Source organism: uncultured Chloroflexus sp., from assembly GCF_938091255.1.
Lineage (GTDB): Bacteria > Chloroflexota > Chloroflexia > Chloroflexales > Chloroflexaceae > Chloroflexus.
Map to the genome: position 1 here is coordinate 1 of NZ_CALLJH010000056.1, position 13151 is coordinate 13151.

The window sequence follows — 13151 nt, forward strand, 5'->3', positions numbered from 1 at the left end:
GGGGAGGGGGGAATGTGTCATTGCGAGGGGGCGCAAGCCCCCGACACAAGCTCCGGCTTTCCGCTCATCCTTCGCCCGCCAACGGCATGCTATACTACTCGCGAGTTTGTGTTGCATGTAGCGCGTTTATGCGTTTGAGGATAGTATGCTTCGTTCACGTCGTTTACATATGAATAATGGCCGAAACCGTCGTAACGGTCACCGGCATGTGCCGCCGCGTCTGTTACGCGGTCGGCCTGCACCGCGTTCGGTCATTGGCCGCTGGCTGATCAACACGTTGCTGGCCTTATTAGGCCTTACAGTAGTTGTACTCATCGGACTGGCCGGCTTTGCCTACAATGCCTATACGCAGGTCGCCGAGAGCTTAAGGCCGCGCTTGGCCCTGCTCGATAACCGCGAGCTGTTTGAGAACTCACGCATCTTCGATCGCAACGGCGAACTGCTCTACGAGTTTTTCGATGCTGGTAAGCGCACCAAAGTTGCGATTGATGAGATTAGCCCGCTCTTGATTCAAGCCACCATCGCGATCGAGGATAAAACCTTTTACACCAATCCCGGTATCGATTTAGCCGGCATTATCCGCACCTTAGTTGACAGCCTGCGCGCTGGCGAAGAGACCGGTGGCGCTTCGACGATCACCCAGCAGGTGATTAAGAATAGCGTGTTGACGCCGGAAGAGCGGATGCCTGAGCGCCGCTACGAGCGTAAGCTGAAAGAGATCATTCTGGCCCAAGAGCTTGATCGCATATATACCAAGGATCAGATTCTCGAACTCTACTTAAACGAGAACTTTTACGGCAATCTGGCCTACGGCATTCAAGCGGCCAGTGAAGTTTATTTTGGCGTCAGTGCTGCTGAGCTTGATCTCAATCAGGCGTCGTTGTTGGCTGGCCTGCCGCAATTGCCATCGGTCTACAACCCGGTGAATTATCTCGAACGCGACGCTCAAGGTGCCTACTTGCCGCCAGTCTATGTCGGTAATGACTGGCTTGATCCGCAAGCACGTTTACCTGCCGGTACACCATTGCCGCGAGTGCGACAGGCAGCAGTACTGCGCCGGATGGTGGAAGACGGCTATATCACCGAAGCGCAGGCACGCCGTGCATTAGCGACGCCGCTCCGTTTTGCGCCGCAAGAAGCGCCGCTCAATGCACCGCACTTTGTCTTTTACGTGCGCGATCTGCTCTTGCAACGGTATGGTTCGCAGATTGTCTACGGTGGTGGATTGCGTATTACCACGACTCTCGATCTGCAATTGCAACGGATGGCCCAAGCGACCGCCTTCGAACGCATCGCCGAGCTTGAGTCGCGCAATATCCATAATGCGGCAGTGGTGATTATGCAGCCAAATACCGGCCAGATTCTGGCGATGGTTGGCAGTATCGATTACAACGCGGTCAAACCAACCACTACCCCCGGCGAGTCGGGCAATGTGCTCGATGGGCAGGTGAATGTTGCCACCCGCGAACGACAACCCGGTTCGGCGCTGAAGCCATTTACCTATCTAGCGGCTATGGAGCAAGGAATGACGCCGGAATCGGTCTTGTGGGATGTGCCCACCCAATTCCCGACCGGTACTGGCAGTTGGTACGCGCCGCTGAATTACAACGGCCAGTGGAACGGGCCAGTGCGGATTCGCACAGCGCTGGCTAATTCGCTCAATATGCCGGCAGTCAAAGCGTTAAAATTTGCCGGAATTGAGTACACGCTTGGGTTGCTTGAGCGGGTCGGTATTCGTAACGGTCTGAAGCGTGGTGCTGGCTTCTACGGTTTGTCACTCACGCTAGGCGGTGGTGAGGTGTCGCCGCTTGAGTTAACGACGGCATATAATACGTTGGCCAGCGGCGGGCGGTATTTTGAGCCGGTAGCTATTCTCGAAATTACCGATTCGCAAGGTCGCACCCTCGAACGCTTCACCCAAACTCCCGGTGAAGAGGCTGTCGATCCGGCGTTGGCGGCGATCATTTCTGATATGCTTAGCGACGATCGCGCCCGCCAAGCGATCTGGGGTCTCAACAGCCCGCTTCGTCTCAGCTTGCCCGCTGCTGTCAAGACTGGCACCACCAATGACTGGCGCGATGCATGGGCAGTTGGCTACACGCCGTTTGTAACGGTGGGGGTCTGGACAGGCAACAACAATAATGAGCCAACGGCGCGGGTAGAAAGCTTGACCGGCGGTGGCATTATCTGGCGTAATGTGATGGAGAGTATCTTCCGTTTGATCGCCGAGGATGATCGGTATCGAGCACTGTTTGCTGGCCCTTTTCCCAATGGTGACATTCAAACCAATTTCACCTTGCCTGAAAAGGTCGTCCGTCGCCCGATCTGCGAATTGCCCGGCCCGTTTGGCGGCTATCGCGAAGAGCTGTTCACCCAAGACATGCTGAAGCGGCTGGAGGAGGAGGCGTTATTGCGCCCGACGCCAACTGCCAACCCAACCGGCCTGCTGCCAGTAGAGGGCCTCTGTTCCGCCTATGACAAAGTGACCGTCGTGCGCATCCCTACTCCTGAAGAGTGGACGAGTACTGGCGAGTTGCGTCCCAACCCGCCGCCAGCGCCGCCTACTGATCCCAAAGCGCCACCATTACCACAAGACCTGAGCGCGCTTAGCGATGGGGCCTACTGCCGTCCGGCGCCGGATGCCAGCTATCCACCCGAATTGGTACGCGAGATTTATCTGTGGAAACTACCGCCGCCTGATCCGAACGAGAAAGTTGAATACAAGTGGCGTGGCGGTGACGCGACGGTACAGCTCAAATATGAAGACCTGCCCGAATGCACGACCGAGATGTTCCAACCACCGGTCCCGGTACCGCCGGTCGAGGGGGCGATCTTGATGCCCGATTTGCGTCGGTTGGGTGAAAATCAGGCCAAAGAGGTGTTGGCATTACTGGGTATTGATCTCGGTCGCATCTACGTTGATTATCAAGGGCCGGATCGAGCCGGCGAGGATTATTTCCGGTACGGGCCATATGTGGTGCTCAGTTCGCTGCCGGCGGCAGGTGAATGGATTTTGCCTGACACGACCATCGTACTCGGTATTCGCGCGCCTGATCCCGAACCGGCGCCGGCGACTGAACCGATCCAAGAAACGACGCCTGAACCACCGTCGGATTCATAACGTAGCACTGGGCCGAAAGCGTAGGTGATCCGCTTGCCATAGTCACAACGCAGAAATGGGGCTACACATCAGGACGGGGCTTATTTCGTGGCAAGAGCATACCACGTCGGGCCTTGCCATGCTAGCATATCTACCAAGTGTAACCACTCGTCCATTTTTTGCATCTTCCATCACGGATAAATATTGTTGGATGGCGTTGGGAGAACGTCCATGAAACAGATTGTCGTGATCGGTGGCGGGCCGGCCGGGGTGGAAGCAGCGGTCGCCGCTGCTCAAGGTAACACACAGGTCACATTAATCAGCGAAGGGCCGATCGGTGGACGCACCGGTTGGGATAGTTTGCTTCCGAGCAAGGTGTGGTTGCACGCTGCCGAAGTGGCCGGCGTTATTGCCCATGCTTCTGCGGCAGGGATAGTAGTTGGTTCAGGACAAGTTGATCCAGCCGTAGTGTTAGCTCGAATCAAGGATGTGGCGAGCCGGTGGAGCGAACGCGAGGCGCAACGGTTACATGCCGCTGGTGTTAAGGTTGTCAACGGTGTGGCCGCTTTCAATAGCCCGCACGAACTCGTCGTTCGTCAGGGTGAAAGCCAGCAGATGTTATCTGCTGATGCCGTAATTATTGCTACCGGCTCGGTACCGCGCTTCCCACCCACAATGAAGCCCGATGGCCAACGGATTATCGCGCCGCGCTTTGCCAGCCATCTCAATGCGTTGCCACCCGATATGATCGTCATTGGCGGCGGGCCGACCGGCAGCGAGTTTGCCTCGCTCTTTAGCCGGTTAGGGGTTAAAGTGACGTGGATCGTGGGCGCTCCCGGCGTGCTGCCAATGTTTGATCCGGCTGCCGGTCAAGCATTGGCGGCGGCAATGACGGCGCACGGCGTAGTTATTCATCAAGTTGATGTCGAGCGAGCTGAGCGTACCGAAGATGGGGTGGCCGTCACTACGACCGATGGCGTGACGCATACTGCGGCGATGGCCTTCCTCGCCATTGGCCGGGTGCCCGATCTGAGCCGGCTCAACCTTGCGACTGCCGGGTTGAAGGTGGGCGAGAATGGGCAGCTTGCGATCGATAACTATGGCCGCACCGAAGCGGGGCATATTTTTGCTGTCGGTGATGCTGCCGGCGGGCCGATGCTTGCCAACCGCGCGCTGGCGCAGGCGTGGATCGCCGGACGGACAGCGGCTGAGTTGCCGGCGCCGGGGTATTGCCCGCACACTGTCGTCAGCGCTGTGTATACCGTGCCTGAAATCGCGCAAGTAGGGATTGTTTCCGGCGGAGAGGGTGTGTTGCAACGGGTGCGGGCCTCGTACACCGTTTCGCTCAAGGCCTACCTCGGTGACGAAACTGAAGGCTGGGTTGAGTTGGTCTTCGATGCTGCCAACCGCCAAATCCGGGGTGGGATCGCGGTAGGGGCGCACGCCGCTGATCTGCTGGCTCCGGTGGCGCTAGCCATTCAGAGCGGCGCGACGATTGCTGACCTAGCCGCCATCTTTACTGCCTACCCAACCCTCAGCGAGGCGGTTTTTGCTGCGGCGCGCGCGGTGAAGTAGAAATTGTGGTGAATGGGACACGGATTGGGTAGTGAGTATCCGTGTCCCATTTATGTAGAGAGGTGGACACGAATGCAACGGATGTTCACGGTTGGCGCGATTCGTGCGAATCTGCCCAAACCCGTGCTAATCTGTGTGCTACTTCTCGTAGTCGAGTTGCACAGTGTGCGGGTTCCCCTCTAACTGTCGCACGGCTCGCATCAACAGCGACAACAACACCAATATGCCTAATACCCCGTATTCAAGGATCGGGATCCGTAGGATATCAGGCAACTTATGCCATTGACGGCGCGCGCCGTAGTAGCTCAGCACGGTAGCGGCATACGCGCCGCCGATCGTCCAGCGCGCCCGCGCCGGTAGATTGAGGCCGTGCATCTGGTTAACCACAAACATCATTAAGAAGCTAAAGGTAAACATCGCCGCTAGCCCGCTGCGTTTATAGAGTGTCGAGACAACCGAATGCGGCAAGGCCAACATCTCAAGGGCTAATGTCCAGCGTGGATCGCGGTGGGCATTGGTGTAGATCAGCGCCGATTGGACGAAGATCAACAAGGTATGGAAGAGGCCGGTGTAGTGCAGCGGTTTCGGGTCGATCGGGTGATACCAGAAATTGTAGGTCGAAGCCCACGAGAAGATATAGCCGTGAAAGCGGCGGGCAAAGCGCACAAGTTCAGGGGGCGGCATCACCCTGCGGCTGCCGAAAAACAGACCGCGCCGCGGCGATTCAAGCGCAAGCGTTAACATCAGAATAAATGATACCGAACCGAGCGCGCTGCCTTCGGGCACATCACGGGCTAGCCCATCGTAGGTATAGCGCGATTGCAGATAGTGCAGTGCCACCCCGCCGGCATTGACTGCTAGCGCCAGCCAATTGAGCCGACGCATATCGCTGGTATAGCGCAGGCGTTGGCGCTGGCCGGCGTAGATACATCCCCAAATCGCCAACTGGTGGGCGAGATAGCCGCCCCATGCCAACCAGCGCTGGGCTGGATGAGGATTGGCGGCAATCCACCGATAATCGCCGTGCTTACCACTATATTCGATGTATTGTTCTGGCGCGCGGCCCACCAACGCGGCCACGCCAACCGCACCAGCGCAGGCTGCTGCCGCCGGCACAAGCAGATCGTGCGCGTTTGGCGGCGCCGGTGCATCTTCGCTCTCGCCTTCCACCCACGCCACATACCGCTGCAAAGCCCAACCGGCTAGCGCAGCGCCAGTCGCTGCTGCTAACCCGCTCGCCACCGCTCGCCATGGGTGCTGGCGCGGATCGGCGGCCAACCCGGCGCATGCCGCACCCGCTGCGCTAACCAGTGCCAGCCCGATGCCGGGGCGCTGCCCGCGCGCTAGATCCAGCCAGTACATCGCTGCCATCGGGTTAAAGAGGGCTGCGCCTGCCAACGCATAGTTCGAGCGCGGATTGGTCATTACCGGCCTCCTACGATAAACGCTAACGCAAAGGCGCACCGCTACAAGAGGTTTAAGACGGAAAGGATAAAGAAGAATATTTGAAACTTGGTTTTGAGTATCTGGACAAGGCTTGGTAACATCATGTGCAAAATCTTGACATATCATACCATACTTGTGAGCGTACTCGAAAGTTGAAGCCTCAACAAGTTAAGCATGTTCTACACTAAGTAAATATTTGACTACTCAGATTTGACAGAACGGCGAGGAAGGCGTAGGATTGGGTACCGCTCTGACTATATAACCTTTCGTTTCGTTCGTATTTGACCATCCTACAAAAGGTTTGTTATGACTACCATAGTGTTTTACAATGGCCCAATCTACACCCTCGATCCGGCCCAACCGGTGGTTCAAGCGGTAGCCATTCGCGGCGAGCGAATCTTGGCGGTGGGTGATGAAGCGACGGTGCGAGCCGCCGCCGGCCATCAGATTGAGGCGATTGATCTGCGCGGGCGGGCAGTGCTGCCAGGTTTGACCGATGCGCACGTTCATATTGTGCTGTACGGTCTTGCCCGCCAGCAGGTGCGCCTGACCGGCTGTGCCGATTTCGCTGCGGCGCTCGACCAGATCGCTGCTGCGGCGCAACGTTTGCCGCCGGGAGCATGGTTGCGGGGCAACGGCTGGGATCATACGCTGTGGGGCGGGCGCTGGCCTACCCGGACTGATCTCGACCGGGTGTGTCCTGAACGGCCCGCGATGTTGGATCGCAAAGATGGCCACTCGCTCTGGGTAAACAGCCGTGCCCTTGAGCTGGCTGGGATTACTTCGGCGACACCTGATCCCGATGGTGGTCAGATTCAGCGTGATGAGCGAGGTGAACCGACCGGCATCCTGTTTGAAACCGCAATGGAACTGGTGCGCGCGATTGTGCCACCCCCTACTCGTGCCGAGCGGCTTGCTGCGCTACGATTAGCCATAAACGAGGCGTTGAGTTACGGCTTGACCAGCTTGCACGTGCCGCCGGCGACCGATCCGGCTGATGGTCCCGATACGCTGATTGATCTACAAGCGCTGCGGGCTGACGGTGATCTGACCATCCGCGTGCTGGCACATATTGCCGGTGCGCATCTCGATCACGCCATCGGTTTAGGCTTGCGCAGCGGGTTGGGTGACGATTGGCTGCGGATTGGCGGTCTCAAGCTGTTTGCCGATGGTTCGCTTGGTTCTGAGAGCGCCCACATGCTGGCACCGTATGAGGGGCGTGATCATACCGGCATCGCCGTCATTCCACCTGCCGAGATGAAAGAAATTGTGACGCGCGCCAATGCGCACGGGATCAGTGTGGTCGTGCATGCGATTGGTGATGCAGCCAATCGGAGTGTACTTGACGCTATCGCCGCTGCTCGTCCTACTGCAACGCAGCTCGCGTTACCCAATCGGATTGAGCATGCCCAGATTCTCGATCCGCGCGACATTCCTCGCTTTGCCGAACTTAGGGTGATTGCCTCGATGCAGCCGATTCACTGCACCGCCGATATGAAAATGGCCGAGCGGTTGTGGGGTGCGCGCTGCGTAACCAGTTACGCATGGCGTAGTCTGCTTGATGCCGGTGTAACACTAGCGTTTGGCTCAGATGCGCCGGTCGAGACGCTTGACCCGTGGGCCGGCATTCACGCTGCGGTAACCCGTCAAACGACCGATGGCATACCTGCTGGTGGATGGTATCCTGAGCAACGACTGGCGCTCACCGAAGCATTGGCAGCTTATTGCAGCGGCCCGGCGGCGGCGGAAGCCGCTTTTGATCGCAAGGGTCGTTTGTCGTCCGGCGTGTTAGCCGATCTGGTCGTCCTGAACGGCAATCCCTTCCAGATGCCGGCGGAGCATTTGCATACGCTGCATGCCGAGTTGACGATCGTCGGGGGCAAGATCATGTTTGAGCGGCGATAGCGTAAGCCGAGGGGCAGAGCACAATCTGCCCTGCTGATAATAAAGGAAAGGATAAGCCGGCATGCTGCGGAATCGGGTCTTTACGGCGGTGGTTGGCGGCCATTTTATGGTTGATGTGCTCAATAGCGTCGGCGCAGTGCTGCTGGCAGTCTTGGCTGGGCCGTTAGGCCTTAGCAACCAGCAAATCGGCTTGGCCCTAACTGTTTACACCTTACTCGGTGCGCTCTCGCAGCCGCTGTTTGGCTGGATCGCCGACCGCCTACCCGGACGCACGCTACAACTCGCGGCGCTGGGCGTGCTCTGGATGGCGCTCTGCTATACCGGAGTGGCGCTAGCGCCAAACTGGACGGTGCTCTTGCCCTGTTTTCTGCTCGCTGCACTCGGCAGCGGTCTCTTTCACCCGATCGGCACCGCCAGCGCCGCGGCTGCGGTGCCCAACAAACCGGCCAGTGCGACAGCCATCTTCTTTTTTGGCGGACAGGCCGGCTTGGCGGTCGGCCCGCTGTTAGCCGGGATCGTCCTAGCGGTTGCCGGCACGCCGGGAATCGTACCGATTGCGCTCGCGGCAATCGTGCCGGCGGGAGTCCTGCTCCTTGCCCAGCAAACTGCCCGGAGCCGGCGGACTGCACGCGCCGCCACCCCCGCTGTGCCTCAAGTTTGGACGGCGCTGGCAATCGCGATCTTTCTTGCGTTTATTACGCTGGTCGTGGTACGCTCGTCGATACAGGCGGTATACCAGTCGTTCCTGCCCAAACTCTTCAGCGATCGCGGTTGGGAGCCAACTGTGTACGGTGCCTTGGCCGGTACCTTTATGGCGACGGCGGCGGTCGGCAACGTGCTGAATGGCTGGATGGCTGACCGGTTTGGCATGCGCGCTGCGACGGTCTGGCCGCTAATCCTCAGCGTCCCCGCTGGCTTGGCCTGTTTTCTGTCCACGCCGCTGTGGGCTATTTTCATTGCTTGTGGCTTGGCTGGGATGCTGGTCGGCGGCCAACATAGCATTCTCGTCGTCCATGCCCAGCGCATCTTGCCAGTCAAGCAAGGGCTGGCGTCGGGCCTCATTCTTGGCTTCACCTTCGCTACTGGCGCGATCGGCACATGGCTAAGCGGCATCCTTGCCGACGTGGTTGGTCTTGAGACAGTGATGATCGGAGTGACGCTGCTTGGCTTGCCGGCGGCGGCGCTAGCACTGACCCTGCCCGGACGCGCGCGTCCGGCGGCTGCGCCGGTGGTGATACCAATGGCTGCGCCCACACAGGGGGATTAATGGCACTTGCCAGCGGAAAGGCTTTCAAGCGAGCGGATTGTTTGCAGGTGAATAGACATCTTTTGCCCTCCCGCCAGTCCCTTTCTTCCATAATGGAAGAAGGGGTTGTTTATGCATCCTGATGTGTGAAGCGAACGATACACTATTAAGGTGTTGCAGATGCGGTAAAGGTTGTTCTTTGGTGCCGTTCTGCGCGAGGGAAGATGGTTCTTGCTCATTGATGAAACAAGAATGCTCGCTGCTTCAATCGTAACATGATGGTAATCATGAATTTGTAAGATGATAAAGTGTTATTGAAACACATTAAAATGATATGATAAGCACTAGTGTCTTTGCCAATGGAGTGAAGCAATGCGCCATTATTTTCGTCCAGCACTTCCGTTTTTTATGTTTGTTGTGTTCGCGGTTGCGATGACCCTGTGGCCGAAACCGGTTCAAGCTGCAGTGAATTGCAGTAATCCGGCGCTAGTGTGTAAAAGCGGCATGTTGAGCATTGATGAGGTGTGGACAGCAGATAAGGTCTATGTGGTGTATGGCACGGTGACGGTGCCAGCAGGAGTGACGTTGACCATCCAAGCCGGTACGGTGGTGAAATTTAATCTTTACACCCGTTTGACTATACAAGGGAAGCTGATTGCCAACGGCGTTTCCGATAATCTTATCTACTTTACTTCCATTCGCGATGATACGATCGGCGGCGATACCGATAATGAAGCCAATACCCCCCAACCGGCCAATTGGCAATACATCCACTTTCAGAGCGGCAGCACAGGGGTGCTGCAACACGTCGAGATTCGTTACGGCGGCGCTTATACTGAGCCGATGGTGCGGGTGGAGGTGAACGCCAACGTCACTATTCGTGCCAGCTTCTTTAAATTTAGCTATCAGTGCGCGATCAGGATGCATCCGCAGAATGATGTCACGCTGGAGAACATGAGTCCGGTGAACTTTAGCGGGAATGTCTACAACGGCCTTTGCGTCGATAGCGGCGATATTACCGCTGATACGACGTGGGATGAAACCGAAGCGGTCTACATTCTCACTGGCGATGTGAGCGTGGCCTTCGGCAAGACGCTTACGTTAGGGGCGGGGGTGGTCATAAAGCTGGCCGATGTCTTCCTTGGGGCGAACCTGTTGGTACACGGAACGCTGCGGGCACAGGGCACGGCGGATCAACCTATTTATTTCACCTCAATCTATGACAATACCATCGGCGGCGCCAGTGGCAATACGACGACAACGCCATCTCCCGGCAATTGGGGATGGGTGCTGTTTCGCACCAGCAGCAGCGGCGTGCTTGATTATGTTGAAATGCGCTATGGCGGTAAAAATGCCAGCAATGCGATCTTGCGCCAAGAGGTCGGCGCTGCGGTGTCGATCAATGCCGGGCGTTTTGTCAATGGCAGGCGCTGCCCATTGAGCATGCCGCCACAGAGCGATTTTACCCTGAGCAATATGAGCCCGGCGAGCTTTACTGGCAATGAATTCAATGGGATTTGCGTCGATAGCGGTGGGGTATTGACCAATACGACGTGGGATGAGACGGAAGCGCCGTATGTGCCGCAGGGTGATATAACGGTTGCGTTTGGGGCTACTCTGACATGGGGGCCGGGGATTGTGGTGAAGCCGCGTGATTTCAACACCGCTTTCTTCATTGATGGTGTGCTCAATGTGAACGGTGTTGCCGGCCAACCCGTTACGCTGACTTCAGTCCGTGACGATACGATTGGCGGCTCCACCGACAACACAACCAACCCGCCCGCTCCCGGTGATTGGGGCCGTATCCTCTTCCGCAGTACTGGCGCTGGGGAGTTGAACCAGCTTGAATTGCGGTATGGCGGCCAAGGGTGGTCAGCGCTGAGCATGTTGGAACAAGATGTTGGCGCAAATGTGACCATCAAAGGCGGTGCTTTTAAATATGGGAGAGGATGTGCTTTGGCGACTCATCCGCAGAATGACTTCACCATTATCAATCTAACTCTCGTCAATGTAACCGGTAACGGAACCAATGGTTTGTGCGTGAAAGGCGGCGGTATTTCAATTAATACAACATGGGATGAGACAGAGATACCCTATGTGCCGCAGGGTGATATAACGGTTGCGTTTGGGGCTACTCTGACATGGGGGCCGGGGATTGTGATCAAACCGTACAATACCGAGACAGACTTTATCATCGATGGCGCGCTCAATGCCAATGGCACTACTGGCCAACCGGTTGTCGTGACGTCGCTGCGTGACAATACGATTGGCGGTTCAACCGGTAACGATACTAACCCGCCTGAACGCGGTGATTGGGGGCGTATCTTGGTAAGGAGTAACGGCAGCGCAACGTTGAATATGGTCGAATTGCGCTATGGTGGACGGCTCTGGTTTAATCTCTCTATGGTAGAGCAAGCCCTTGACGCACAAGTGACCATCAATGCCAGCACCTTTAGGTTTGGCAGCGGGTGTGCGGTGGCAATTCATCCGCAAACGGATGTGACGTTGACTAATATGACCGCAGCGAACTTTAGCGGTAATGGCACTAATGGCATCTGTGTGCAAGGCGGCGGGATTGCGGCCAACACGACGTGGGATGAAACCGAAGCGCCGTATGTGCCACAAGGAGATATTACAGTTGCCGTCGGTGTCACGTTGACGTGGGGGCCGGGGGTCGTGATTAAGCCAAAGGATGCCTCGGTGGAGTTTTTGATTGACGGGATCCTCAATGCCAATGGCACCCAGAGCCAACCGATTTACGTCACTTCGATCAACGACTCAACCGTGGGTGGTACAACGGTCAGCTCAACCACCCCGCCGGCTCCTAGCCAATGGGGTCGCCTCTTGTTCCGTAGCGGCAGCAGCGGCACACTCTCGTACATTGTGGTGCGCTATAGTGGTGACATGTCCAGTGCTTCCGCCGCGATTCACGTTGACAACGCTTCGCCGGTGTTACGCTATTGTACATTAGCGAACAATCGGTATGGGTTGCGTAGTTCTGGCACTGCTGCCAATCCAGTGGTCGAGTACTGTAACATCGTGGGCAATACGACTGCCGGTATCCAAAACGACACCCCTGATCATTGGATTTCAGCACCGAATAACTGGTGGGGGAATGTGACCGGTCCGAATGATGCCTCAAATGCCGATGGGTTGGTGAACAACGGCAGCGGTGATAAAGTCAGCAATTTTGTCCAATATCGACCATGGTTGCAGGGGCCGGTCATCATCAGCGCTGGCCAATATCGGATATATGTGCCACAAATTGTGCGGTAATTAGCGTGAATGCATCCCTCACCCTCGGCCTCCTCTCCCTCCTGACGGCGGGAGAGGGGGAGCAACTGATTGGTGGTCAAGGCATTGCAGGTGCGGAACGCAGGAGCGCTCTGCTCTCGCTAGGCGGCCCCACCCCCTTCCCTCCGCTAGGGGAAGGGGATGGTAGCGCATCGCAGAGGGCATAGAGGAAGCAGGGAATGATTGCCATCCCAAAAACCCTTTGCAATCTTCGCGACCTTTGCGCCTTTGCGTCTTTGCATACTTTGCGTTCACCTCCTTTGCGGTGCCAGCCAGCCGTCCGGTGCTACCGCGTCTTTGTCCCTTTTGCGAGTGGGTGGTGAGGGGCCGCATCATCCACGCAATCACTTGCTGAGTCAGGTATAATGGCGAACAGGGCGACCATAGCGGCAGATCGCCGTGCCTATGACGAAAGGAACTAAAATGACCCTTACCGCAAATCAAGTTCCCACACGGGCCGAAATATCAGTCGAATATACGTGGGATTTATCGCAAATCTTCGCCGATCTCCCCGCGTGGGAGCAGGAACTCAGCGCGGTTGAAGCGCGCGCGCAAGAATTAGCAGCGTTGCAAGGGACGCTGGCG

Annotated in this window: 6 protein-coding genes; 5 read left to right on the forward strand and 1 reads right to left on the reverse strand. The window is 57.1% G+C overall.

Annotation, left to right across the window (positions count from 1 at the left end):
* Positions 1-145 precede the first annotated feature (145 nt).
* Both Q1A00_RS16545 and Q1A00_RS16550 read left to right on the forward strand, forming a co-directional pair.
* A complete protein-coding gene (locus Q1A00_RS16545; RefSeq protein WP_299757902.1) occupies positions 146-3121 on the forward strand; it encodes a transglycosylase domain-containing protein in 2976 nt (991 codons plus the stop codon).
* A gap of 210 nt (positions 3122-3331) precedes the next feature.
* Entirely contained in the window at positions 3332-4675 is a 1344-nt protein-coding gene (locus Q1A00_RS16550) for an NAD(P)/FAD-dependent oxidoreductase (protein ID WP_298405489.1), read from the forward strand.
* Positions 4676-4813: 138 nt separating this feature from the next.
* On the opposite strand, the gene Q1A00_RS16555 is transcribed toward Q1A00_RS16550, so the two are convergent.
* Positions 4814-6100, reverse strand: a complete 1287-nt coding sequence (locus tag Q1A00_RS16555) for a hypothetical protein (RefSeq protein ID WP_298405486.1) — start codon at positions 6098-6100, stop codon at positions 4814-4816.
* A 327-nt stretch (positions 6101-6427) separates the two neighbouring features.
* On the opposite strand from Q1A00_RS16555, the gene Q1A00_RS16560 reads away from it, so the two are divergent.
* The 3 genes from Q1A00_RS16560 to Q1A00_RS16570 all read left to right on the forward strand — a co-directional run bounded on the left by Q1A00_RS16560 (position 6428) and on the right by Q1A00_RS16570 (position 12548).
* A complete protein-coding gene (locus Q1A00_RS16560) occupies positions 6428-8026 on the forward strand; it encodes an amidohydrolase (protein ID WP_298405482.1) in 1599 nt (532 codons plus the stop codon).
* 61 nt (positions 8027-8087) lie between these two features.
* On the forward strand, positions 8088-9293 hold the full coding sequence (locus tag Q1A00_RS16565; protein ID WP_298405480.1) for an MFS transporter: 1206 nt from the start codon (positions 8088-8090) through the stop codon (positions 9291-9293).
* A 351-nt stretch (positions 9294-9644) separates the two neighbouring features.
* The gene (locus tag Q1A00_RS16570) at positions 9645-12548 is read left to right on the forward strand and encodes a hypothetical protein (RefSeq protein ID WP_298405478.1); all 2904 of its coding nucleotides are present in this window, start codon (positions 9645-9647) and stop codon (positions 12546-12548) included.
* Positions 12549-13151: the final 603 nt, after the last annotated feature.